Raw genomic sequence first — 23,057 nt, 5'->3', positions numbered from 1 at the left:
GTAGTCCTCGGACTATGCGGCGAGGCATCTGCATGTGAGTCACCCAGGTTCAGCGCATAGTCTGGTTGACATGGAACAGCAGGATCAGCAACCGGCCAAGCCGGAGCAGAAGCGCAAACGCGCTGCGAAGCGCCCGAAGTCCCGCGCCCGGAAGATCCTGGGCAGGGTCGGTCTCGGCGCTTTGATTCTGTTCCTCGTCGCGAGCCTGGCGGGGGTGGGCACCTTCTTGTACCTGTACGCGACCACGGACCTGCCAGACCCCAACAGCGACTTCACCACCAACACCACCTTCATCTACTACAACGATGAGCAGGAGCAGGTTGGGTCGCTAGCGGTGCAGAACCGCGTCACCCTCGACTACGCCAACATGCCGCAGGTCGTGAAGAACGCTGTGGTGGCGGCCGAGAACTCCACCTTCTTCACCGACCCGGGGTTCTCGCTGCCCGGCATGCTCCGCGGCATGTGGACCATCGCCAGAGGAGGTGACGTCCAGGGCGGGTCGACGATCACCCAGCAGTACATCAAGATCCTCTACCTGAGTTCCGAACGCACCGCGGACCGCAAGATCCGGGAGCTGATCCTCGCCATCAAGATGGGCCGTGAGGTGCCGAAGGAGAAGATCCTGGAGGGCTACCTCAACACCATCTACTTTGGACGTGGTGCCTACGGGATCGAGGCGGCAGCCAAGTCGTACTTCCTGAAATCCGCCTCGGAGCTCAGCCTCGCGGAGGCCGCCACGCTCGCGGCCATCCTCAACAACCCAGCCGGCTTCAACCCGTCCGGCGGGGAGAAGAACCGGGAGAGGCTCTTGGGCCGCTACCAGTACGTGCTCTCCCAGATGCTGGAGAACGGCTACATCACCAAAGCCGAATACGACTCCACCTACCAGGCTCTTCCGGAATTCCCCGAGGTGCCCGTCTCCGACCGCTACGGCGGCCCCAAGGGGTTCCTAATCTCCCAGGTGGAGCAGGAGCTGGAGAAGCTTGGATTCAGCGACGCCGAAGTGCAGGGCGGCGGCCTCAAGGTGATCACCACCCTCGACAAGAACATGCAGGACGCCGCTGTCGCCACTGCCCAGAAATACACGGAGCAGGCGGCCAGTTCCGCGAAGCCCAAGCAGGATGCGTCGAAGCTGCATGCCGCCGTCGCATCGGTCGACACCGCGACCGGCGGGGTCCTGGCGATGTACGGTGGTCCCGACTACAGCAAGGACTCCCGCAACTGGTCGACGACCCCGCGTCCCGCGGCATCCACCTTCAAGTCCTTCGCGGCCGCGGCGGGCTTGCGCAACGGCTACTCCCTGGACAGCACACTCAAGGGCGATACGTTCACGCCGCGGGGTGACCCCGTCCCGATCCGCAACGAGTTCAACGAGCAGTACGGCGACGTGACGCTCAGGAGAGCCGTCGCGGAGTCCATCAACACCGCGTTCGTCGACATGACTGAGTCCATGGACAACGGTGCCCCCGCCGTCATCAAAGCGGCCAACGATGCGGGTGCCCCGAGTGGCGCGGGCTGGGACGTGAACAACCGCATCGCCCTCGGTGCCGCTGAGGTGAGCCCCCTGAACATGGCCAATGCCTACGCCACCTTCGCTGACTCGGGCCGCCGAAAGGAAACCCATTTCGTCTCCAAGGTACTGGACCGCAACGGCAACGTGGTCTACGAGGCCAAGAACGAGGCCACCCAGGGCATCGAGGAGAACGTGGCGGCCAACGTCACCAGTGCCCTGACCTCCGTGGTCGAGGAGGAGGGCGGCACCGGTGCGAAGGCATCGGCGCTGAACCGTCCAGTCGCGGGCAAGACCGGCACCAACGGCGTCGACGACTCCATCACCTCCGCCTGGTTCGTCGGCTACACCAGGCAGATCTCGACGGCGGTCATGTACGTCGCGGGTGACTCTGGGAACGAGGATCTGGACGCCTACAAGAACCCCAAGGACAAGACCTTCTTCGGCTCCACCTATCCGCTGATGACGTGGCTGGAGTACATGCAAACCGCCACCAAGGGCCAGGAGGTCAAGCAGTTCGACAAGGCCAAGCCGATCAAGGGGAGGTCCACCGCGCCGGAGGAGCCGGCGCCCTCGGCCAAGCCATCAACCACGTCATCGGCCAAGCCGAGTCAGTCATCCAGCCAGGCCCCGTCCCAGACGTCCACCCAGCCGGCTCCCGAACCGAGCGGTGGGATCGGCGGCGAGGACGACAACAACAACGGGTTCGACCGCGACCCCACCCAGGCTCCCTCCGGCGGGACGTCCCGACCCTCTGGCGGTGCGACCGGCGGGCAGACCGATCCGACGGGTAGGGCGGAACCGACCGGCAACGGCGGCCGGGACCGGCAACAGGACAATGACCAGAGGAACAGGAACGGGAATTCGGGGAATTCCGGGAACTCCGGGAACTCTGGAGACGGCAGGGGCAATGGCGGTGGCCGCCGCCAGTAGGGAGGCTCGGCCGCTGCGCTGACGAAGCCTTCCTGGCGCAGTGGGGATGGTCCTTTCAAGGCCTTTGCCGCGCCAGTGGATCTCTAAGATGTCTTCATGAACAGTGCGCTGTTGGAGGGGCTCGGCGGTCCGGCTGGACGCTATGCCCGGCGTTCGGGGATCTGGTTCAACCCGGTCCCGTGGTCGCTGCTGGTGGCAACCGCGCTGTTCGTGGTGTGCGCGTTGCGGCACCTGCCGTGCATTTACTCTGCGGGGAGAAACCGCGCCGACGCGTTCATCATGCTCTGCTACTCGGATGTGCCGCTGGCCTGGAATGGCAGTGGTTTCGCGGTCGGCCGGCATCCCTTCGACGGCGGGCAGCTGCTCTATCCGCCGCTGCTGGGCCTGCTGCTGCTCGGGACGATCCTGCTCGCCAGGGGCCTGGGCGCCCCGGTCGCTGACAGCTCTGCCGAGCCACCTGCCCAGCTCGATGGGGTGCAGGCTTTCTTCATCATCTGGATGGTCGTCCTGTTCGCCTGCTTCCTGGTGTGGGTGCTGTGCCAGTCCCTCCTGGGGCGTGATTCGCGGGGAGGCCGGCGTCACACCTGGGACGGGATGTGGGTCGCAGCCTCCCCCGTCGTCCTGGCGGCTGGGCTGATCTCCTGGGACCTGTTCGCGGTCGCATTGACAGCGACCGGCCTGCTGCTGTTCTCCAGGGAACGCCTCGTGGAGGCGGGGATCGTCCTGGGGATGGCGGTCTGCGCCGGACTGTTGGCGTTCACGGTGGTGCTGGCTGTGGTGACGGCCATCATCCTGCGGGGCTGGGCCAGGCAGGTGGGACGTTTCCTGGTACCCGCCGCGGTCGCCATCGTCCTGCTGCACCTGCCGCTGCTGATCCAGGACTGGGGTGCCGTCGCGGGTTTCTACCAGGGAGAGCTCACCAAGAACCTGTCCTACGGGTCGCTGTTCTACCTGGGGCATCTGTTCGGCTGGGAGGTGCGCGCTGCGGGATCGCTGGGGCTGATGCTGACAGCGCTGCTGCTGGCGGTCCTCGTCAGCTGGCTGTACCTGCGGGGCCACAAACCCCGGGTCGGGACCCTGGTGGCGTTGTTCGTCTTCCCGACGGTGCTGTTTGGTGCCACCTACACCCCGCAGACGGCCCTGTGGCTGCTCCTGGCGCTGCTGCTGGCCCGTCCAGGGCGCGTCGAACAGGTGGCGTTCACCCTCACCCAGCTGATCTATTGGGCCGCAATCTGGGGCTATCTGGCCGGGCACCTCAACTCGAACACGAACATCTACTTCGCGGCGATCCTGCTGCGGATCGGGGTGGAGATCTGGATCTTCTTCGCCTGCCTGCGCGACGTCACCAGCCCAAGCGGCGACGCGCTGCGCACCCCGGATGTCGCCGATCCGGTCGGTGGGGTGCTCAACAGCGTCGGGAAACCCAGCGGAGAGAGCGCACAGACGCAAGCGTCCCCACCGGCGCTGGAGGTCAGCTCCCGGGGGTCGTAGCCGCCCGACGCTGCGGCCTGCCGGTTTGCTGGCCTTATCGCTTTTTGCTGGCCTCACAACACAGGCAAACGTGAACAAGGCCAGCAAACCGGGCTCAAGGCCAGCAAACTGGGGTTAGTTCCAGGTGATCTCGTCGCAGGTGGTGGTGGTCTGGCGGGCGGTGACGGGGATTTCGTCGCCGACTTTCACGCCGGGCTCGGAGCCGCCGACGAACAGCATCGAGGCATGCATGTGCGGGGGCTCGGCGAATGGGCGTTTGCGGCCCCCGATGCTGAACGGCGACCGCGAGAATCCGACGGCGTCCAGGACCCCCTGCGCCAGGCTTACGCCTCGCTGCCGCAGCGACCGGGCCGACGGGGGTGCCGACAGTGCGATGCCGTGCGAGGTGCCGCCGCTGACCACCACGAGCCAGCCGTCCCGGGGGGCGCTGGCCTGGTGGTAGCCGTAACGGGTGCCGCGGGTGATGCGGTGCACGTCGAGGACGGTGGCGGTGGTGGACAACGCCTGCGGCGCTCCCAGCCACAGCCGGGTGCCCATCCTCATCCGGGTCTGCACGCCCAGCTGGGTGCGGAGCCTGCGGTAGTCGCCGATGTCGAGATGCGACACCCACACCGCGCCCCGGTGGTGGGCGATGGCCGCCGACGCCAGCTGCTTGGCCTCCGCCAGCTGTCCCTTCAGCGGCAGGTGCATCGTCCAGCCCTCGAAACCAAGCGACCCGGCATCGACCGACTCGATCTCCTCTGGTGTGATGCCATGCCGGCGCATCGACGTCATGAGCTCTGCCACCACCCGGGCGCGGGGATGCTTCTTCCGTAGCTCGTCGAGATCCTCCAGACGGGAGACGACGGTGATGATCTGGGGGTCGTCGATAAGGACGGTGGCCGTCTCGTCGAAGGGCCGCCACGGGTTCAGCACGATCACATCGCGCGACCAGCCCGCGTCCCGGACCTTGGCGACCTCGTGGGCGGTGCCGACGGCCAGGCAGTCGTCCTTGAGGCGCGCAGCCTCGCGGGCCAGCACGTCCAGCCCGAAGCCGTAGCCATTGCCCTTCGCGACGGGCACCAGGCCGGGGAACTCCTCGTGCAGCTCCTTGATGTGGTTGCGCCAGGAGCGGGTGTCGATGTTCAGCTTGAGGGTCATGTCACCGCCGCTTCAGATACTGCTGGAAAGCGAAATGGAGGAACGAGTTGATGGGTTTGTCCCACTCCCCGAGGTAGGCGACGGCCTCGCCGCCCGTCCCGACCTTGAACTGGATGAGCCCCAGCTCGGGGTCGTCGGCGGCCAGACCCTCGGTGATGCCGCGCAGGTCGTAGACGGTGGCCCCGGCGTCGCGGGCGTCGCGCATCATCCGCCACTGGATGGCGTTCGACCCGCGGACCTCGCGCTTCGCGGTCGTGGAGGCGCCGTACGAGTACCAGGCGTGGGTGCCGACGCGGATGAAGGTGGTGGCCGCCACCAGGTCGCCCTCATGCTCGGCCAGGTAGACGCGCATCCGGTCGGGCTCCTCGGCGTTGAGGGCGTCCCACATCGTCTCGAAATACGACAGGCCGCGGCCGGTGAAGTGGTCGCGCTCGGCGGTCTCCAGGTAGATCTGATGGAACCGGGCCAGGTCTGCGCGCTCACCCTGGGTGACGGTCACGCCCAGCTTGCCGGCCTTCTTGATGTTGCGGCGCCACAGCTGGTTCATGCCCTTCAGCAGCTGCTCGTCGCTGAGCGCTGCGCCCTCGGTGTCGGTCAGGCGGAGCTGGTAGTTGAACTTCGGCTGCCCGGCGGCGAAGCCGTGACCTTCGCCCTGGGGCTGCCAGCCAAGGTGTTCGAGGGACCGCAGCACCCGGGTGCCGGCTAGCGTGGTCTCGTCGGGGGTGGCCTGCGACAGGGCCGTGATCCCGGGGTCGGCGATGGCGGCCTTCACCGTCGGGGCAAGCCAGCGGTGATGCACCACCGTCGGGCCGATCCGCACGGCGAACGCCTTGTTGCGGCGGGCGTGAGCGACGAGCGCCTCCAGGTGGGCGTCGACGTCGGGACGTTCCCAGTCGAGGACCGGGCCCTCCGGCAGGTAGGCGAGGTAGCGGCGCAGCTTCGGCAACTGCCGGTACAGAATGAGCCCCACCCCGGTGAGGGCCTCGCCGTCGAAGAAGCCGACGCACTCCGAACGCCACTCGGGTTTTGCCTTCCCCCAGGCGGGAAGCTGTAGGAAACTCGCTTGTCCACGGGCAGCCACGAAGGCGAGGTGCTCGTCGGGGCTGATCGTCTTGACGGTGATGCTCACGACCTACAACCTACCGGTTGCGGCGGGTCGGCAGACAGCTTCTCTCCGCCAGGCGGCACAGGCGGCGATATGGTGACGCCGTCACCATATCGCCGGGATATGTACAAATTTTGCCGGAATTTGTACATATCCCTCGTGATCTGCGTAGAGTCGAAACATGCTTTTTGATCCTGGCAGGCCCTTCGATCCTCCGCCTTTGCCTCCTACGCAGGACGTGGAGACGCCGGCGGTCCTCAAGGCCGTGCTGAGGGCAAGCCGGCGGCTGGCGACACTCAATGCGGCCTGCCTGCGTGTCCCTGACCCTACCCTCCTGATCAACCTGACGCCGATCATCGAGGCGCAGGCCTCCAGCGAGATAGAGAACATCGTGACCACCAACGACGAGTTGTTCCGGGCCGCGAGAGGCGCTTTGGAGGCGCCGAGCCCGTCAGTCAAGGAGGCTCTGCGCTATCGCACCGCGCTGCGCGTCGGGTTTGATGTCATGAGCACGCGCCCGCTCGGATTCTCCACGGCCCTCGCGGTGGGTGAGCAGCTCATGGGCGCTGAGGTGCAGGTGCGGTCGATGCCTGGCACGTTCATTGGCAACCCCGCCACTGGGGAACGCTCCTACACCCCACCCCAGGGTAAAGAGAACATCCTGAACCATCTCCGGCAGTGGGAGCAGTTCCTGCATGACTACGAGCCTTACGACCCGCTCGTCGCCCTGGCAATGCAGCATTACCAGTTTGAGGCCATCCATCCGTTCTACGACGGCAATGGGCGCACAGGCCGGATCCTGAACCTGCTGTGTCTGAATCATTTCGGGCTACTGGACTTGCCCGTGCTCTACCTCTCCGGATACATCCTGCGACACAAATCCGCCTACTACCGCCTGTTGCGTGAGGTGACGGAGCGGGCGGCGTGGCAGGAGTGGGTCCTCTTTTTCATGGACGCCGTTGAAGTCACGGCGTCCTCCTCCCTGGAGCTCATCGATGCTGTGCTGACCACACGAGATGAACTGGATGAGGCCATCAGGGAACGCCACTCCAAGATGCCAGCCGCTGACCTCGCCCGGCTCCTGACCCGTCAGCCGTATTGCCGGATTGAGGACGTCGTCAATGTAGGCCTGGCACAGCGCCAGACCGCCTCCCGGTGGCTGTCTATGCTGGCTGAGGAAGGCATGCTCCGCCGCGAGCAGATAGGGCGCAGCATCATCTTCAGCAATCCTGTGCTGCTGGCGAGACTGTTTGAGAACCAGTTGGTGGGGTCCTGACGGCATAACATCGAGATATCAGCACCCCACAACAAGGCCAGGGCCTGGCCGCCTGGGTTTCAGAAGTTGTTCTCCGGATTCCCTGCGACTGCGCGGTACGTCTGCAGGCGCACCCGCATGGAGGCCATGCCCGCGATGACCAGCATAGGAGCCAGCAGTATCGATATCACGATGAACAGGGCGTTCTGGGTCACGATCGCGAAGACGATGATCGCGATCGCCAGCAGCAAGGCCGTGTTGGCGATGACCAGATAGGCAAGCCTGATCGCTGCGTTGTTGAAGCGCGTCCCGACGCTGAAGTCGAACAGCGCGGAGAAGAAGTTGTTCGGGCTGGGCTGGGGCGGCTGCGGGGGAGCGGCCTGGCTGAGAGGGCTCGGCGGGCCGGGCGGTGGTGGCGGCGTGGGGGCTGGGGTTGGCGCTGGGGTCTGGGGCATGCCAGCGGTAGCCTGCTGCTGGTTCCAGGCGTCCGTTGCCTGCGGGTCCCAGACGTTGCCCGTGGGCTGCGACTGCTCCCAGATGTTTCCCTGGCCCTGGTCACCTCCATACGGGTCGCTGGGGTACTGCGGGTTGGTCATGATGTTTCCTCTCTGGACAAGCGCACTCAGCTAACCATCACTCTTCCACATCCCGCGCCACGACAGCAGGAGACGGGGGCTGGTGTTGAGATTCCGGCCCCCGTCTCCTGTCATCTGGGTGTCAGCTGCTCTTGAGGTCCTCGATGCGTTCGCCGATCCGCATGCCGTAGAACGAGCGGTAGCAGAAGAACGCGGAGACCAGCAGGAACACCGCGGCCAGGACGTGGGACAGCAGCGCCGAGCCCTGGGCTGAGATCGCGACCGCCAGCTCGACGGCCAGCAGTCCGAACAGCGTCGAGAACTTGATCACCGGGTTCAGTGCCACCGACGAGGTGTCCTTGTAGGGGTCGCCGACGGTGTCGCCCACGACCGTTGCGTCATGCAGCGGCGTGCCCTTGGCATCGAGGTCCACCTCGACCAGCTTCTTGGCGTTGTCCCAGGCGCCGCCCGCGTTCGCCATGAAGATCGCCTGGTAGAGCCCGAACAGCGCCATCGCGACGAGGAAGCCGATGAACAGGAACGGTTCCGCGAAGGCGAACGCCAGGGTGGCGAAGAACACGCCCAGGAAGATGTTGAACATGCCCTTCTGCGCGTACTGGGTGCAGATCGTCACCACCTTGTTCGAGTCCTCGGCGGAGGCCTTCGTCTCCCCGTCGAGGTGGAGGTTCTCCCTGATGAACTCGACGGCCCGGTAGGCGCCGGTCGTCACAGCCTGCATCGAGGCGCCCGTGAACCAGTAAATCACCGCGCCACCCAGCAGCAGGCCCAGCAGGAACGGGGCGTGCAGCAGCGACAGGTTCTGCAGGTTCTCGGTGAGCCGCGACGTCAGTCCCATCATGATGGAGAAGATCATGGTGGTCGCGCCCACGACAGCGGTGCCGATCAGCACGGGCTTCGCCGTCGCCTTGAACGTGTTGCCCGCCCCGTCGTTGGCTTCGAGGAAGTACTTGGCGCGCTCGAAGTCCGCGTTGATCTTGTGGTCGCGCTCCAGCTCCTCGTGGATGCCGGGCAGCTCCTCGATGGTGGACAGTTCGAACACCGACTGGGCGTTGTCGGTGACGGGGCCGTAGGAGTCGACGGCGATCGTCACCGGCCCCATCCCCAGGAAGCCGAACGCGACCAGCCCGAACGCGAACACCGCGGGGGCGAGCATGATCTGGTCCAGTCCCTGCAGCGAGATGAGGAAGCTCAGGCCCATCAGGCCCGTGATCGCCAGGCCGATCCAGTAGGCCGAGAAATTGCCTGCAACCAGCCCGGAGAGGATGTTCAGCGACGCCCCGCCCTGGTTGGACGAGACCACCACCTCGCGGGTGTGGCGGGCGTTCGTGGAGGTGAACACCTTCACCAGCTCCGGGATCAGGGCCCCGGCGAGGGTGCCGCAGCTGACGATCAGCGACAGCTTCCACCACAGCCCATCCGGCAGAGCGCCGATCAGCGCCGCGGAGGTGCCGAAGGTGCAGGCGATGCACAGCAGCGACGTCAGCCACACCAGCGACGTCAGGGGTGCCTCGAAGTCCATCTCGTCGGCACCCCGGTAGCGCAGCCGGGTGACGGCGGCGTTGATGAAGTACGAGATACCGGAGGCCACCACCATCACGGCGCGGATCACGAAGATCCACACCAACAGCTGCACCTGCACCGTCGGGTCGGAGACGCCGAGGAGGATGAACGTGATCAGCGCCACCCCGGTGACGCCGTAGGTCTCGAAGCCATCGGCGGACGGGCCGACGGAGTCACCGGCGTTGTCGCCCGTGCAGTCGGCGATCACACCCGGGTTGCGGGCGTCGTCCTCCTTGATCTTGAAGACGATCTTCATCAGGTCGGCGCCGATGTCGGCGATCTTGGTGAAGATGCCGCCCGCGATGCGCAACGCCGACGCCCCCAGCGACTCGCCGATCGCGAAGCCGATGAAGCAGGAGCCCGCGATCTCCCCGGGCAGGAAGACCATGATGATCAGCATCATCGCCAGCTCGACGGAGATCAGCACCATCCCGATGCTCATCCCCGAGCGCATCGGGATGTCGTGGCAGGGGTAGGGGTTCCCGGACATCGCGGCGTGCGCGGTGCGGGAGTTGGCCAGGGTGTTGACGCGGATGCCGTACCAGGCGACGGCGTAGCTGCCGCCCATGCCGATCAGCGAGAACAGGATCACCACAGCCGTCCGGCCCACCCCGAAGTCGACGAGGAACAGGTAGTAGACGACGATGATGGTCGCGATGAACGCCCACAGCAGCAGCAGGAACCGGCCCTGCTGCCTCAGGTAGGTCTTGCAGGTGGTGTAGATCAGCTCGGAGACCTCCCGCATCGCCCGGTGCACGGGCATGCGGTTCAGCTGCGAGTACGTGATGATCCCGAAGGCTAGGCCGAGAGCGCACACGACCAGTCCGAGCCCCAGCAGCACATTGCCGGGCAGGCCGAGGAAGGAGACGGAACCGAGGTCGGGAAGCCGGAGGTTCGCCTCACCGCCTGCGTGCCCTCCGGACTGGCCGCCGGAGGGCGAACTACAAGATGCCAGGGAAAGCACACCGACCGCGGCTCCGAGGAACCGGGTGAGGCCGCGCCGCACGGGTGCGCTGCCCGTCGCGGCGCATAGGACTTTTTCTTCTGTTGCTGTCACCGCTTCCTGCGGTTGCTCAGTCATGATGCTCCCTAGCGATCATTGTTTTCTGGCTACGTCGCCAGCTTTTTCAGTTCACTTTACGCCTGGCCCTCTCGTGCCGGAAGGGTGGTGCGGCAAGGATCTGGCGGGAATCTGGGAGCAGTCCGTCCCGGGGACAACGCGACGGCCCAGCCGGGGGTTTCCCGCGGGCTGGGCCGTCGCTGCTAGGGAGTGCTGGGTGCTGCTTTCAGGAGGCCGCGATGAGGTTGTCCAAGGTGGTCTCCCAGCGGGAGCGGAGGGCCTCAAGGTCGGCGCTGGCCGGGAGGTGGTCGTGGACGATGGTCAGCTCGGTGCCGCCGTCGACGGAGCGCATCCGGATGTCGACGAGCGTCGCGGGCGCGTCGTCGGCGGCATGCCACGAGAATCGGATCTGTTCTTTGGGATGGAAGCTACGGGTGATGCCGTAGGTGCCGTCGTCAGCCTTCCAGGATTCCCCCTTGTTCCCAAGCTGTCCGCCTGGGCCGAGCAGGGCCTGCGCTCCCGCAGGCGTCATGAGGGTTCTCCAGATGGCCTCCAACTGTGCGGGGGCCACTGTGCTGACCGCCACGCTTCTGGTTTCGCTTACTACCTCCGTGGTCTCCATGATGATGCCTTTCATCTCGTCGGGCGTCGCCTCTGGCGTCCGGTGCATCCAGCCTAGTAGCACCCGGCGCGATGCGGGAGAGGGCGCGGCCAAAAGCCAACTTTCGGCCAGGCGGGCCAGGGGCCGCCGCCCCGGGAGGGGCCGTCCTCCAGCTTTTCGTCACCTGGCGCTGCCCTTCGCGTGGACGTCCGGATGAGTATCTTTTTTCCAGAAAGTTTTCCACAGGGTCTTGTGGGAAAGCCGGATTTCTGTGGATTCCTCACCCGTCCGGGAAAGGCGGTGGAAACGATATCCGCCGGCAAAGGCGCAGCGGCGGATCTGGGTTTTCACCGCGGCCAGGATGCTGCCTGGGCGTCGTGAGCCGGCTGGTTCCTATCGGCTTCCTATCAGCGGATTTGCGACGCACGACACTAGTCCTGCGGGACTTTCCCCGCCAGCACCCAGGCGAGGAATTCCCTGAGGTCGCCGGTCTCCCCGTCCCGGCCTCCCCGGCCCACCTGCAGAGAGGGCCTGGCCGCCTCCAGCCGCACGCCGCGGAGCCGCGCCAGTAGGCCTCCGGAGACATTCAGGACGTGATATCCGCCCTCAGTGTCGATTGCGATGGAATGGTTACGCCGCAGATACCATCCGCGGCGATCCGTTTTCACCACATGACCGTCGAGGGTTCTCGCTTTCAAAGGCACCGGCTCCAGTCCCGCGGCGATGGCATCGGCGACGAAACGGTCGATGAGGATCTGCGCCTGTGCGGCCTCGCGTTGTGCGGCCTGTTCGGCCAATTCGGCTCTTGTGAGTGCGTCGCTGCGGCGTCTTTCCCGCTCATCCATGCCGACACCTTATCGATGTGCTCATCCGGATCGATGTGCCAACCCAGTCAATACGGTCGTCTTTGTGGATGTGGTCACGCCGGCTGCGTGGGCTCCGGCGCGCCGCCGGCCGGCTCTTGTCCGTTCGTCGCCCCGGTCAGCTGCCGCACCAGGGCCGGGACGTCGTCCGGGGTGACGGGGCCCAGCCACTGCATATCAGGCTGCACCACGACCAGCGGCGCCCGGTTGCAGGGGTAGCAGCAGGCCGTGACGGTCACCAGCACCGACTCGTCCAGCGCGCCGGCCTCCGCCAGGGCCCGTTTGAGGGCGTCCTGCGTCGCCGCGGCTCCCTTGGCGTTGCAGCGCACCCCGCGGCAGACCAGCACCTGGCGCGCCACGGGCGGTGGCTCCTCCCAGTCGGGATTGGTCATGGAGTCGCGGGGAGCCAGGAGACGTGCCCTGCCGGCATCGGGCAGGACCTCAGGCAGGCCCCGGAGGGGACGGGAGGAGAACCACAGCTCCAGCTGGGGTCCGCGCGAGTCCAGCCACCAGCGCGCCACCCGGCCCACCCAGGATGCCGGGCCGAGGTCGTCGCCGAAGGTGACGCCGATCAGGTGCACTGGCTTGGTCCCGGTCGCGGCCAGGGCGTCCAGCTGGTCCACGAGGCCGGGTCCCTCGCCCTGCAGCACCGCCGCGACGCCACCCAGGCGGCTGGCGGACTCCGCCAGCTCCGGCCAGCGGCTGGCGTCCGCCAGCGTCAGCGCCACCAGGACGGTCCTCATCGCCGGCTCCAGCTGACCCGCCGGCGGTCATCGACCTCGACGCGCGCTGTCACGTCGAACACCTCGTCGATCAGCTCGGTGGTCAGCACCTCGGCGACAGTGCCCTGGGAGTGGAGGCGGCCCTGGTGCATCACGACCATGTCGTCGCAGAAGGCCGCGGCCAGGTCGAGGTCGTGCAGGACGGCGACGACTGTCAGCCCTAGGCCGCTGACCCGCTCCAGGAAGTCCAGTTGGTGGCTGAGGTCGAGGTGGTTGGTGGGCTCGTCCAGCAACAGGATCTCGGGTTGCTGCGCCAGCGCCCGCGCCAGGTGGATGCGCTGCCGCTCGCCGCCGGAGAGGCTCTGCCAGCGCCTGGCGGCCAGCTGCGTCACGGCCGCCACCTCCATGGCCTCGTCGATCGCGTCCCTGCCGCGGTCCCTAGCCCCGGGCCACGCCCCGACGTGGGGAATCCGTCCCAGCGCCACCACCTCGCGGACGGTGAGGTCCAGGTCGGTGCTTGGGTGCTGCTCCACCAGCGCGATCCGCCGGGCCCGTGAGCGGGGCGACAGCGTGTCCATGGGCTGGTCGCCCAGCAGCACCTTCCCCGAAGCGGGCTTCCGCAGCCCGGCAGCCAGGTGCATCACGGTCGTCTTGCCGGAGCCGTTCGGGCCGACCAGCGCCGTCATGGCACCGGCTGCGAAGCCGACGGAGATGTCCTCGACGATCCGGCGCCCACTCACATCCCAGGCGACCTCCTCCAGGCGGATCATGCCTTGCCCGCCTGCCTGCGCAGCAGGAACACCAATACGGGCGTACCGATGGTGGCGGTGATCACGCCGATCGGGATCTCCGTGCTGGGACGCAGCGTCCGCGCCAGGGTGTCGGCCACCAGCATCAGGGCCGCCCCGGCCAGCGCCGTCAGCGGCAGCAGCGTGCGATGCCCGGGCCCGGTGGCGATCCGCACCAGGTGCGGGATGGTGAGCCCGACGAAGCCGATGGGTCCCGCCACGGCCACCGTCGCCGCGGTGATCAGCGCGGTGATGATCAGCAGGATCCAGCGCGCCCGGGTGACGTTGATGCCCAGCGAACGGGCTGAGGTCTCCCCGAAGGCGAAGGCGTCGAGGGTGCTGGTGGCGAACAGCAGCACCAGCAGCGACGCGATGGCGCAGCACAGCATGACTGTGGCGTTGGGCCAGCGCATCCCCGCGAACGATCCCAGGGTCCAGTTCATCACCATGCGGGAGACGTCGCGTTCCCCGAACACCATGATGGACAGCGACGTGAAGGCGGCACACAGCTGTCCGACGGCGACGCCCGCCAGGATGGTGCGGCCCGGCGGCAGGGCGCCCGACCGGCCTGTCGCCAGCCCGAGCACCAGCACCATCGCCAGGATCGCGCCGCCGAACGCCGCGGCCGTCAGGGTCAGCGACTCCGGCACGAGGGGCAGGGAGAGACCGAACACGATCACCGCGACCACGCCCACCGTGGACCCGGAGGAGATGCCGAGCAGATAGGGGTCGGCGAGCTCGTTGCGGGTCAGCGACTGCAGCACCACGCCGCAGATCGCCAGCGCCGCTCCGACCGACAGCGCGCCGAGCACCCGCGGCATCCGCAGCTCCCACACGATCCGGTCGGCCTCCACCGTCACATTCTCCCCGGGGATCAGCGCCAGCCGCCGCAGGATCACGTCGACGACGTCACCCACGGACAGACTTGCCGAGCCCACCCCGAGGGCCACCGTCGCCGCCGCGAGGATCACGACGGTGAGGGCCACGCCCAGCAGCGTGACCCCCAGCCAGCGACTCACCGTCAGCTCTTGGCGATCTGCTCGGAGACCTTCTCGGCGCCATCGACCAAGCGGATACCGGGTGTGGACTCCGAGAAGGGGACGGTGATGTAGGCCTTGTTCTTCACAGCCTTCAACTGGCTCAGCGCCGGATCGGCCTCCATGTAGGCCTGCTTGCTGGCTGCCGTCGACCAGGAGGCGTCGGCGAAGACGATGTAGTCGGGGTCGGCCTTGATCACGTCCTCCCAGGAGACGTTGTCCCATCCCTTCGGCACGTTGGCGAAGACGTTGGTCGCGCCGATGGTGTCGAGGATGATCTGCGGGCCGCCGGCGCCACCGCCGACGAACGGGCTCTTCTCGTCGGAGTCGTACCACAGGACCTTCTTGTCCTTGCCCGCCGCCTTCTGCTTCAGCTCTGCGAGCTTGGCCTTCTGCTCCTCGATCAGCTTGGTGGAACGATCCTCCACCCCGAAGATCCTGGCGACGTCGGTGACCTCACCCCAGGCGGCCTCCATGGTGGCGGGGATGCTCCCGTCTCCCTCGTTGGTGCAGCCGAAGGGACTCAGATAGGTGCCGACCTTCTCGCTCTTCAGCTCGTCGCGGGTCCCGATGTTCTTTTCCGTGAACGCGGAGGTGTAGGAGGCATAGGCGAAGTCCGGTTTGACCTCGAGGAACTTTTCCTTCGACGGGTACTTGTCCGACAGCACTGGCACGGAGTCGTAGGCGGCCTTCCAACGTTCCGCGATGTCGTTGTCGAGGTAGGCGGTGCCGACCATCTGCTTCTCCAGGCCGAGTCCCAGCATCACCTCGGTTGCTCCCTGGTTGAGGCTGACGGCGGCTTTCGGGGGCTCGTTGAAGGTGGCTTCGAAACCGCAGTTCGTGATGGTGACGGGAGTGTAGGCGGCTGAGCTGGAGTCGGCTGCGGGGGAGCTGGTGTTGGTGGCTGGGGCACCGACACAGCCGGTCAGCAGGAGGCCGGCGGTCATGATTCCGGCTGTCAGGCGGGCACGAAGACGCATGGTCGTTCTTTCCACTAAGGCCTTTTCGCGAGGCATGGATAAACATGGTTTAAAGACGTCGGCTGGTCTTCGGACTTGAGTTCATCCCTGCCCGGACGCCTTCCCAGGTCTCCCCAGTGGATATGTCCGCTTGGTCGCTCTCACCGCTGCGCGTCAGTCCCGGATTTTCACCGGGTTCCCCGGCGCCTGGGGGCGCCACCGACGGGGGAACCATAGCAGCCGCTTCCAGCTTCAACCACTATCATGCAATCCAGCTTGACAAGGCCTTGGAGTCGCAGAATCCGGGATGCGGCGATTGCTTGCCGGTGTGGGCCGTCCATCGATGGTTGCCCGCGCGGCGTCGCAAGGTTATGGGATCTCGATGTGTGGTGGCAGTTTGTCGGCGGGGTCGGGGTCTGCCTGCGTGAAGGTCGAGCCGCTGGATGTCTCCCCGCCTGTTTGAGCGCCTTCTGCGGCTTTGTAGATGCCGGCGTTCATGCCTGTCACATAGAACTGCGATGCCTGCTCGCCTGAGAGGCCGCTGGGTGTGAGGTAGAGCAGGTATCGCTGCCCCACACCGAGGAGTCCGGTGGGCGGTGTCTGGCGTGTGGATCCGGTCTGCCGCACAGTGATGACACCGGATGCCTCGCCTTTCTGCGTCGACTGGACCTCGAATGTGCTGAGTGTGAAGTCCATATCAGGATCGATATCCTGGACTATTTCCTGGCTGGTGGGGGTACCGGTGACGATGAGTGTGCTATCGGCGTTGAGTTCGTCCAGGGATGAATAGGTCTTCGTACGGGTGACGGAGACCTGTTTCGTCTCGTCTTTCGTATCTTCCGGAGCGTTGGCAGAGCATCCCGTGGCGGTTATGGCCGCGCCGGCGATGAGAGCTGCCGTGATGTTCTTTGCGGCCAGCCTAAAGCGTGCTTTCATTGCCCGTTCCCTCCTGATACTCTCAGCTCATAAACACCAGCCCCGCTCTCGTGACAGGTTATCTATCCCTGACGTGCATGGGCTGGTTTTCTGTTCTCAACCCGTCGTCAGCTACTACGTTTGTGCCGTGAGTGAATCCAGGACTGCCCTCAGTGCCACGTCTGCCAGCCGGGGGCGGGTCCTCGCCTGGTGCATGTGGGACTGGGGCACGCAGCCGTTCGCGACCGTCATCACCACGTTCGTCTTCAGCGCCTACATCGCATCCGGGTCGCTCTTCGGCGCCGGCGAGGGCGACGACGGGCCGTCGCTGATGCTGGGTGTCGCGATGGCCGTCGCGGGGGTTTTCATCGCGTTGCTGGCACCCGTCCTGGGGCAGGGTTCCGACCGCTCCGGCCGGCGCATGACCCACCTGCGCTGGCAGACCTGGGCCCTGGCGGTGGTCTCGGCGGCGCTGTGGTTCGTCGCGCCCGGCCAGCAGTATCTATGGCTGGGACTGGTACTGCTCGCGGTGGGAAACGTCATAGCCGAGGTGGCGAACGTCAACTATTACGCCGCCATCGACCAGGTCGCCACTCCTGAGACCGTCGGACGTGTTTCCGGGTTCGGGTGGGGGATGGGCTACCTCGGCGGGATCGCGATCCTGCTGCTGATCGTCGCCGCGGCCGGAACCGACATCGACGCCACCGGCGTGCGCAACTCCATGCTGCTGTGCGGGGCGTGGACGGTGCTGTTCACCATCCCGCTTTTCATCGCCATCAAGGACCGGCCCGCGACGGGCGCGCCGCCTCGCCAGTCGCTGGGGCAGGCGTATCGCAGCCTCGTGCGCTCCATCATCGGCATCTACCGGGTCTCACCCCACACCATCTGGTTCCTGCTGGCCTCCGCGCTGTTCCGCGACGGGCTGGCGGGCGTGTTCACCTACGGTGCGGTGCTGGCCAGGCGGGTGTTCGGGTTCACCACGGGCGGTGTGATCGTCTTCGGGGTGGCTGCGAACGTCATCGCGGGGCTCGCCACCATCGCCTTCGGGTTCCTGGACGACCGGATCGGGCCGAAACGGGTGATCCTGATCTCGCTGGGGGCCCTGGTGGGCCTGGGAACCGCGATCTTCGCGCTCCACGACCAGGGGCAGGTCGTCTTCTGGGTATTCGGCCTCGCCATGACGCTGTTCGTCGGACCCGCGCAGTCGGCGTCGCGTTCCTTCCTGGCCCGGACCATCCCCGAGGGGCACTCCGGTGAGGTGTTCGGCCTGTACGCCACGACGGGACGGGCGGTGTCCTTTCTGTCGTCGGCGATGTGGGTGCTGTTCCTGTGGCTGGGGACTTTCCTGGTGCCGGCCGGGGAGTCTGCGGTGCACTTCGGCATCCTCGGGATCGTGCTGGTGCTGGCCGCAGGGCTGGCCGTCATGATCCCCGTCCGCGGCGACGGGCACACCGTCGCCGCGCACGGGGACCAGCCGTCCGGGACCAGCTGATCGCGCAACCCCATTCGTCGCTGCGGGACCTTGTGGCCTCCACCGGTTACGCTGGAAGCATGTCCGACTGGTTTGCCATCAATGAAGACCTGTGGGGCACAGTCGCGGGGTCGCGGCCCCCGCTGTTCTACTTCTTCGACGGTTTCATCGACTCGGGGCGCGTCGGCGCGACGCTGATCGAGGCCCTGCTGGAGCATTCCGAGTCCCAGCTGCTCGGGGCCTTCAGCATGGATCTCGTCCACGACTACCGGGCGCGCCGTCCCGTCATGGTGTTCGACCGCGACCACTGGTCGTCGATCGACGAGCCTGCGCTCAACCTGCATCTGGCACGCGACGCCAACGGGTCGCCGTACCTCGTGATGCGTGGTCCCGAGCCTGATCATCGCTGGCAGCTGTTCCGCGACGAGCTGGCTGGGTTGTTCCAGCGGCTCGACATTTCGATGCTGCTGACTGGCTACGGCATGCCGATGGCGTTCCCGCACACCCGCCCCACGCCCCTCGCGACGCACTCCACCGATCCGGCGCTCCGTCAGCAGAACCCCCGCTGGATCGATCGTCTTGAGATCCCGGCTTCCTTCTCCGCGTACCTCGAATACCATCTGGGGGCGGCTGGGATCAACGCCTACGGGGTCGCGGCGCACGTGCCCCACTACCTCGCGAACTCCTCCTTCACGCAGGCCGCCGCGACGATCCTCCACCGCTACGTGGAGGTGACGGGACTCGCGCTGCCGACCGACGAACTCGACCTGGCCGCCGAGGCCAATCTGATGTCCATCGAGGCCGACACCCGGGGCGACGAGACCGCCCGCGAGCTGCTGCGCCAACTCGAGGAACAGTACGACCGCTACACCGAACCCACCAGTGAGGACCTGCCCTCCGCTGACGAGATAGCGGCAGCGGTGGAGCGTTTCCTCGCCCAGCGCGACGAAGGCAACCAGCCCCCAACCATGGGGGAGTGAGCCGGGTCTTTGGCTGCGGGTGATTTGTTGGGTAGCATACTTCTGCACACGTGGTGTCATCTGTGACATATGTTTCATGTATGGCAGGTAAGAGGTGAATCGTGGTTGATGTTCTTGAAGTGGAGCCGTCCGCAGTCGACGAGCAAACACTCGCTGCGCTGTCCGAGTTCGTGGATGGCCTGGAGGAGAGCGCCCTGCGCGATCTTCTGCTCGCGCTCACCGGATCACTCGAATCCGGCGGCACCGTCGCCCTGCTCGACGTGGATACCGACTACACGCCCGCTCAAGTCGCGCAACGCCTGCGGATGAGCCGAACTCACCTGTACAAGCTCCTTGATTCCGGGCAGATCCCGTCCCATCGTGTCGGTCGTGACCGCCGTGTTTCCGGGCGTGATGTCGTCACCTTCGAGAAGCGTCGCCAAGAGGAGCGCCGCGCGCTCGCCGAACGTTTCGCCAGCGCCGAGGCCATTCGCCGCGGTGCCGTCGATGAGCTTGAGACAGAACTGTGACGTTCACCGCCGAGGAGTAACAGCGTGTCGTATGGTGTGTCCCGTGCAGCACGACCCCACCGCCCGTCCCACCCTGAGGCTGCTCGCCGAACTCTTGGAGAGGTGGCCGGATCCTTACGAGAAGCGGGCGATCACCGAGCAAAGATGGGATGACGTTCAGCCCCTGTCCAGGCTTTCGCACCCGATCCTCGTGAAATCGCGCTCCCTGTCGGAGGCGGAGCCCGTAGCGAATCGCATCATTGAGTGTTCTCGCGATCTTCGGCTGATGAAGGTGCGCGCCAGTCAGTGGCGTGCCGGGGTGTGGTTCGATCCGGAGGGAGTGCAGTGGGTGGTGGCTGCTGGGCTCGCCAAGGGCGGGCACCGGGATCACGAGGATTTCTATCAGCGGCTGGAACGGCAATGTGACACGGAACGAGGACGAAAGGCGCTGCTTCCAACGGACGAAGACGCCCGATTACTGAAACGCGAGACTGCGGCTAGGGCCCTCACCGATTGGGAACTCGCGGTGCAGGCATTGGCCGTTGACTTGCTGGCGGGGGCGTTGCATCACGAGTGTCACCGTGTGGTGGTCCCGCATCCGACGAAGACCATTCCGTTGGCTGAGGTCGAACTGGAGTTCATCACCGGGGACGGTATCGAGGAGTTTGTGCTGAGTTTCATCAACAACACCCGACAGGGAACGCATCTCGCTTACGTCATGGAACGGCGTCTTCTGATCAGCATCGCGCCTCCTGAGCAGGAATGGGACCTTGCCGGGGGAATCTACTCGGCTATGGAGGAATCCGGACACTGTGCTCGTCAGATCGAACGGCTTCGTGACGCATCCCGGGAACGCCGGTTGCTGGATTCTGACCGTGGCCACGTGGCTCACCGCGTTCACCGCCGTCACATCGGCGATGCCAGCGTGGACGGGAGGGCGGTCCGTTCCCTGTGCGGGGTGTATTTCGTTCCCTTGACCGACCCCGATGCTCTTCCCGAGTGCGAGGAGTGCGCTTGGCGCCGCAAACAATTTCCGCCAGCGTGAGAGATCGTGGTGGTGGAAATTGTTCCCACCCGACGCGAGATCAGTGATCGGCGCCGTCGAGCTGTTCGACGAGGTGTTGCAGCAGCGGGCCGGCGACCTCGATGGTGTCGGAGGCGCCGCCCTCGGAACCGGGCGCATTGATGATGATCGCGCGGGTCCCGGCGCACTCCACCACCCCCGCCAGGCCCCGCGACAGCAGGGCGCGGGGGGTTTTCTCGGCGCCGTGACGGCGAATGGCCTCCATGATTCCGGGCAGTTCGCAGGCGAGCAGGTCGAGGGTGGCCTCGACGGTGACGTCGCGCGGTCCGACGCCCGTGCCGCCGGTGGTGAGCACCACCCGTGCCCCGGAAGCGACGGCCTCCCGGATTGCGGCACGAATCATGACGAGATTGTCAGGCACGATCCGCGGGTCGCGGGTCTCGAACCCCAAAGCGTCCAGGGCCTGCCGCAACAGCGGACCGGAACGGTCGGAGTAGGCCCCGGAGACTGCTCGGTCCGAACACGTGATCACTGCGGCCAACATGCGGGAAATCGTAACTCCTGTGCCTCGGTGTTCTCCGGGCCGGGGTCCTTCCCGGGAACCGGGTTCGCCGATTCCCGGGAAAGACATCCCGGAGAGTCCTCGCTCAGCCCTTGTGGGCGTCGAGCACCTTACCGAGGTAGGCGCCGAACTCGGGGACGAGGGAGTCGTGGTCAAGCCCCGCAGGCCATTCCGACCAGACATGCTCAAAACCCAGGGCTTCGTAGTAGCCGACCCCCAGCTTCGCGCTGTTGATGGCGTTGCTGTAGGCGGTTTCGTCCTTCTCGCCCGTCACGAAGTTCAGCGACAGGGTTGACTTCGCGTGCTGGGAGAGATCGTCGCCCCAGATCGGCGGCGGCGTGGGCGCGTCGCCGCCACCGAGGGCGAGGAGACCGCCATCCTGCATGGTGTTGGCGTACTTGGGGAAGAAATCCATGGTGATGAAATCCGCGCCCTCGGCGTAGCCGACGAGCCACAGGACCGCCGGATCCGCTCCATGGGCGGACTGCACGTGCTGGATCAGCTCCGTGAGATAGGTGATCTTCACACCGCTTGGGGTCGTCACCCACGACCCATCCGTGCTGGGGGTGTGTACCGAGACGACGTCGAGACCCCGCGCGGTGGCGGCCTCCACGATGCTGCCGGGGCCGGCCAGACCACCAGGCAGGTTCGCGTTGTCGCCGTCGTGATCCTGGTCGTGCAGCGGATGGTCCTTGCAGTCGAGATAGACGACCAGCCCGGTCCTCACGGAACCGGCCGGGTAGAAGCGGGCGCTGGAACTCGTGCCGGCGGAGTCGGTGAAAGTGAAAGATGTGCTATTCACCGCGGCCGAGGCCTTGGGGACCGTCTGCGACAGGTACGCGCCAGAGGCGAGAGTCGCCGCCATGAGGCCTGTGACGGCGCGACGTGAGAGATGAGCTGACATTGACAAAACCTTCCTTTCGACCCCCTGAGATTCCTGCGGACGCGGTCGCGCGTCGCTACGACCGTCCCGGTGGCATGCCAAGAACAGGGACCGTGTGCGGTCCCATTGCGTTGTCTGTACTGGTGTGCCCCACGACGGTCCCCGCTCCATTTCCCACCATCCGCGGAACCGTCTGACTGAAGTTATTGGCTTCACGCTAACACGGGGTCGGTTCACCGCTCCTGGCGCTTTTCAGCCGCTTGTTTGGGGAGGTCTCACTACTCGTCGTAGGCGTCGATCACGGTGCCGAGGTAGGTGCCGAATTCGTGGGTGATGGTTGTGTGGTCGTGTTCCCGGGGCCAGTGCGACCACACGTGTTCGAATCCCGCGGACCGGTAGAAGGCGGCTGTTTCCTGGGCTCCGCCCAGGGCGTCGTAGTCGTCGGTGCGGTCCGATTCCCCCGTCACCAGGTTCAGCGACAGATTCGACTTCGCGTACTGGGAGAAGGATCCGGTCCACTCCGGGCCCGGGGCGTCGCCGCCGCCGAAGACGAGGAAACCGCCGGTCTCTATGTCGTTGGCCCGGTGGGGGAAGAAGTACCGGGTGATGAACTCCGAGCCTCCGGAGTAGCCCACCAGCCACAGGGCAGCGGTGTTTGCTCCGTACGTGGTCCGCACGTGCTGGAGCAGCTCGTTGAGGTAGGTGATCTTCGCGTTGTGGTCGGTGTGCCACCACATGCCGTCTGCGCTTGGGGTGTGTACCGAGAGAACGTCGTGGCCTCGTGCGAGCGCGGCCTCCACGATGCTGCCGGGGCCGGCCAGGCCGCCGGGGAAGTTCGGGTTGTCGCCGTCGTGGTCCTGGTCGTGGAGTTGCTGGCCGTCGCCGTCGAGGTAGACGACCAGCCCGGCCTTGGCCGCGCCGGCGGAGTAGAACCTGCACTCGGAGCTCGAGCCGTTGGATGCGGTGAAAGTGAATGGGGTGCTCGGCGTGGCTGCCGTAGCCTGCTGAGACTGATGATGCAGCAGGGCCCCGGACGCGATGGTCGCCATGAGGCCGATGGTGGCGCGACGGGAGAGTGAGTCCGACATGCGGGGAAGTCCTTCCTGACGGCTGT

General features: G+C 66.1%; 22 protein-coding genes and 1 riboswitch. Of the genes, 7 read left to right on the top strand and 15 right to left on the bottom strand.

Annotated elements, in window-relative coordinates; translation table 11 throughout:
- The first annotated feature begins 70 nt into the window (after window positions 1-70).
- Together SK1NUM_RS14665 and SK1NUM_RS14660 are read left to right on the top strand one after the other, a co-directional pair.
- Window positions 71-2,443 (top strand): transglycosylase domain-containing protein, encoded by a 2,373-nt coding sequence (locus SK1NUM_RS14665; RefSeq protein WP_212323661.1) that lies wholly within the window; start codon window positions 71-73, stop codon window positions 2,441-2,443.
- 96 nt (window positions 2,444-2,539) lie between these two features.
- Entirely contained in the window at window positions 2,540-3,934 is a 1,395-nt protein-coding gene (locus SK1NUM_RS14660) for a hypothetical protein (protein ID WP_212323659.1), read from the top strand.
- A gap of 114 nt (window positions 3,935-4,048) precedes the next feature.
- On the opposite strand, the gene SK1NUM_RS14655 is transcribed toward SK1NUM_RS14660, so the two are convergent.
- Window positions 4,049-5,074, bottom strand: a complete 1,026-nt coding sequence (locus tag SK1NUM_RS14655; protein WP_212323657.1) for an alanine racemase — start codon at window positions 5,072-5,074, stop codon at window positions 4,049-4,051.
- 1 nt (window position 5,075) lies between these two features.
- Window positions 5,076-6,203 carry a lipid II:glycine glycyltransferase FemX gene (locus tag SK1NUM_RS14650; RefSeq protein ID WP_212323655.1) on the bottom strand — a complete coding sequence of 376 codons (1,128 nt, stop codon included), beginning with the start codon at window positions 6,201-6,203 and terminating at the stop codon, window positions 5,076-5,078.
- Window positions 6,204-6,360: 157 nt separating this feature from the next.
- Here SK1NUM_RS14650 and SK1NUM_RS14645 point away from each other — a divergent pair, with 157 nt between their 5' ends.
- Window positions 6,361-7,455: a Fic family protein gene (locus tag SK1NUM_RS14645; protein WP_212323653.1), complete on the top strand. Its 1,095-nt coding sequence runs from the start codon at window positions 6,361-6,363 to the stop codon at window positions 7,453-7,455.
- Window positions 7,456-7,514: 59 nt separating this feature from the next.
- Here SK1NUM_RS14645 and SK1NUM_RS14640 read toward each other — a convergent pair whose 3' ends face one another.
- From SK1NUM_RS14640 to SK1NUM_RS14595, 10 genes are all read right to left on the bottom strand, one after another.
- Complete coding sequence (locus SK1NUM_RS14640; protein ID WP_212323651.1) at window positions 7,515-8,030, bottom strand: hypothetical protein; 516 nt, start codon at window positions 8,028-8,030, stop codon at window positions 7,515-7,517.
- 121 nt (window positions 8,031-8,151) lie between these two features.
- Window positions 8,152-10,671 carry a sodium-translocating pyrophosphatase gene (locus tag SK1NUM_RS14635; protein ID WP_223927643.1) on the bottom strand — a complete coding sequence of 840 codons (2,520 nt, stop codon included), beginning with the start codon at window positions 10,669-10,671 and terminating at the stop codon, window positions 8,152-8,154.
- 205 nt (window positions 10,672-10,876) lie between these two features.
- Entirely contained in the window at window positions 10,877-11,320 is a 444-nt protein-coding gene (locus SK1NUM_RS14630) for an SRPBCC family protein (protein ID WP_223927642.1), read from the bottom strand.
- Between the two features lie 111 nt (window positions 11,321-11,431).
- A complete protein-coding gene (locus SK1NUM_RS14625) occupies window positions 11,432-11,602 on the bottom strand; it encodes a hypothetical protein (RefSeq protein ID WP_212323649.1) in 171 nt (56 codons plus the stop codon).
- A gap of 80 nt (window positions 11,603-11,682) precedes the next feature.
- Window positions 11,683-12,096 (bottom strand): hypothetical protein, encoded by a 414-nt coding sequence (locus tag SK1NUM_RS14620; RefSeq protein WP_212323642.1) that lies wholly within the window; start codon window positions 12,094-12,096, stop codon window positions 11,683-11,685.
- Window positions 12,097-12,170: 74 nt separating this feature from the next.
- On the bottom strand, window positions 12,171-12,857 hold the full coding sequence (locus SK1NUM_RS14615; protein WP_212323640.1) for a (2Fe-2S) ferredoxin domain-containing protein: 687 nt from the start codon (window positions 12,855-12,857) through the stop codon (window positions 12,171-12,173).
- The gene (locus tag SK1NUM_RS14610; protein WP_212323638.1) at window positions 12,854-13,606 is read right to left on the bottom strand and encodes an ABC transporter ATP-binding protein; all 753 of its coding nucleotides are present in this window, start codon (window positions 13,604-13,606) and stop codon (window positions 12,854-12,856) included. The genes SK1NUM_RS14615 and SK1NUM_RS14610 overlap by 4 nt, the downstream gene beginning before the upstream one ends.
- Complete coding sequence (locus SK1NUM_RS14605; RefSeq protein WP_212323636.1) at window positions 13,603-14,643, bottom strand: FecCD family ABC transporter permease; 1,041 nt, start codon at window positions 14,641-14,643, stop codon at window positions 13,603-13,605. The genes SK1NUM_RS14610 and SK1NUM_RS14605 overlap by 4 nt, the downstream gene beginning before the upstream one ends.
- Window positions 14,644-14,645: 2 nt before the next feature.
- Entirely contained in the window at window positions 14,646-15,641 is a 996-nt protein-coding gene (locus tag SK1NUM_RS14600) for an ABC transporter substrate-binding protein (RefSeq protein WP_212323634.1), read from the bottom strand.
- 43 nt (window positions 15,642-15,684) lie between these two features.
- A riboswitch (cobalamin riboswitch) is annotated at window positions 15,685-15,859 on the bottom strand.
- Between the two features lie 130 nt (window positions 15,860-15,989).
- Window positions 15,990-16,556 carry a hypothetical protein gene (locus tag SK1NUM_RS14595; RefSeq protein WP_212323632.1) on the bottom strand — a complete coding sequence of 189 codons (567 nt, stop codon included), beginning with the start codon at window positions 16,554-16,556 and terminating at the stop codon, window positions 15,990-15,992.
- A 127-nt stretch (window positions 16,557-16,683) separates the two neighbouring features.
- On the opposite strand from SK1NUM_RS14595, the gene SK1NUM_RS14590 reads away from it, so the two are divergent.
- From SK1NUM_RS14590 to SK1NUM_RS14575, 4 genes are all read left to right on the top strand, one after another.
- Window positions 16,684-18,027, top strand: a complete 1,344-nt coding sequence (locus tag SK1NUM_RS14590; RefSeq protein ID WP_317988065.1) for an MFS transporter — start codon at window positions 16,684-16,686, stop codon at window positions 18,025-18,027.
- A gap of 59 nt (window positions 18,028-18,086) precedes the next feature.
- Entirely contained in the window at window positions 18,087-18,986 is a 900-nt protein-coding gene (locus SK1NUM_RS14585; protein WP_212323629.1) for a PAC2 family protein, read from the top strand.
- A gap of 101 nt (window positions 18,987-19,087) precedes the next feature.
- On the top strand, window positions 19,088-19,495 hold the full coding sequence (locus SK1NUM_RS14580; RefSeq protein ID WP_212323627.1) for a helix-turn-helix domain-containing protein: 408 nt from the start codon (window positions 19,088-19,090) through the stop codon (window positions 19,493-19,495).
- A 43-nt stretch (window positions 19,496-19,538) separates the two neighbouring features.
- On the top strand, window positions 19,539-20,519 hold the full coding sequence (locus SK1NUM_RS14575) for a DUF3039 domain-containing protein (RefSeq protein WP_212323626.1): 981 nt from the start codon (window positions 19,539-19,541) through the stop codon (window positions 20,517-20,519).
- A gap of 40 nt (window positions 20,520-20,559) precedes the next feature.
- On the opposite strand, the gene SK1NUM_RS14570 is transcribed toward SK1NUM_RS14575, so the two are convergent.
- The 3 genes from SK1NUM_RS14570 to SK1NUM_RS14560 all read right to left on the bottom strand — a co-directional run bounded on the left by SK1NUM_RS14570 (window position 20,560) and on the right by SK1NUM_RS14560 (window position 23,031).
- A complete protein-coding gene (locus SK1NUM_RS14570; protein ID WP_212323624.1) occupies window positions 20,560-21,042 on the bottom strand; it encodes a MogA/MoaB family molybdenum cofactor biosynthesis protein in 483 nt (160 codons plus the stop codon).
- A 103-nt stretch (window positions 21,043-21,145) separates the two neighbouring features.
- The gene (locus tag SK1NUM_RS14565) at window positions 21,146-21,964 is read right to left on the bottom strand and encodes a hypothetical protein (protein WP_212323622.1); all 819 of its coding nucleotides are present in this window, start codon (window positions 21,962-21,964) and stop codon (window positions 21,146-21,148) included.
- A 257-nt stretch (window positions 21,965-22,221) separates the two neighbouring features.
- Window positions 22,222-23,031 (bottom strand): hypothetical protein, encoded by an 810-nt coding sequence (locus SK1NUM_RS14560; RefSeq protein WP_212323620.1) that lies wholly within the window; start codon window positions 23,029-23,031, stop codon window positions 22,222-22,224.
- Between the last annotated feature and the right edge of the window lie 26 nt (window positions 23,032-23,057).

This window comes from Arachnia rubra, assembly GCF_019973735.1.
GTDB classification, from domain to species: domain Bacteria; phylum Actinomycetota; class Actinomycetes; order Propionibacteriales; family Propionibacteriaceae; genus Arachnia; species Arachnia rubra.
This window is presented reverse-complemented; position numbering and strand designations above follow the sequence as displayed.

Excerpts from the sequence above, each read along its gene's own strand:
- SK1NUM_RS14665 (WP_212323661.1), top strand. The coding sequence starts at position 71 with ATGGAACAGCAGGATCAGCAACCGGCCAAGCCGGAGCAGAAGCGCAAA.
- SK1NUM_RS14660 (WP_212323659.1), top strand. The coding sequence starts at position 2,540 with ATGAACAGTGCGCTGTTGGAGGGGCTCGGCGGTCCGGCTGGACGCTAT.
- SK1NUM_RS14655 (WP_212323657.1), bottom strand. The coding sequence starts at position 5,074 with ATGACCCTCAAGCTGAACATCGACACCCGCTCCTGGCGCAACCACATC.
- SK1NUM_RS14645 (WP_212323653.1), top strand. The coding sequence starts at position 6,361 with ATGCTTTTTGATCCTGGCAGGCCCTTCGATCCTCCGCCTTTGCCTCCT.
- SK1NUM_RS14640 (WP_212323651.1), bottom strand. The coding sequence starts at position 8,030 with ATGACCAACCCGCAGTACCCCAGCGACCCGTATGGAGGTGACCAGGGC.
- SK1NUM_RS14635 (WP_223927643.1), bottom strand. The coding sequence starts at position 10,671 with ATGACTGAGCAACCGCAGGAAGCGGTGACAGCAACAGAAGAAAAAGTC.
- SK1NUM_RS14630 (WP_223927642.1), bottom strand. The coding sequence starts at position 11,320 with ATGCACCGGACGCCAGAGGCGACGCCCGACGAGATGAAAGGCATCATC.
- SK1NUM_RS14620 (WP_212323642.1), bottom strand. The coding sequence starts at position 12,096 with ATGGATGAGCGGGAAAGACGCCGCAGCGACGCACTCACAAGAGCCGAA.
- SK1NUM_RS14615 (WP_212323640.1), bottom strand. The coding sequence starts at position 12,857 with ATGAGGACCGTCCTGGTGGCGCTGACGCTGGCGGACGCCAGCCGCTGG.
- SK1NUM_RS14610 (WP_212323638.1), bottom strand. The coding sequence starts at position 13,606 with ATGATCCGCCTGGAGGAGGTCGCCTGGGATGTGAGTGGGCGCCGGATC.
- SK1NUM_RS14600 (WP_212323634.1), bottom strand. The coding sequence starts at position 15,641 with ATGCGTCTTCGTGCCCGCCTGACAGCCGGAATCATGACCGCCGGCCTC.
- SK1NUM_RS14595 (WP_212323632.1), bottom strand. The coding sequence starts at position 16,556 with ATGAAAGCACGCTTTAGGCTGGCCGCAAAGAACATCACGGCAGCTCTC.
- SK1NUM_RS14585 (WP_212323629.1), top strand. The coding sequence starts at position 18,087 with ATGTCCGACTGGTTTGCCATCAATGAAGACCTGTGGGGCACAGTCGCG.
- SK1NUM_RS14570 (WP_212323624.1), bottom strand. The coding sequence starts at position 21,042 with ATGTTGGCCGCAGTGATCACGTGTTCGGACCGAGCAGTCTCCGGGGCC.
- SK1NUM_RS14565 (WP_212323622.1), bottom strand. The coding sequence starts at position 21,964 with ATGTCAGCTCATCTCTCACGTCGCGCCGTCACAGGCCTCATGGCGGCG.
- SK1NUM_RS14560 (WP_212323620.1), bottom strand. The coding sequence starts at position 23,031 with ATGTCGGACTCACTCTCCCGTCGCGCCACCATCGGCCTCATGGCGACC.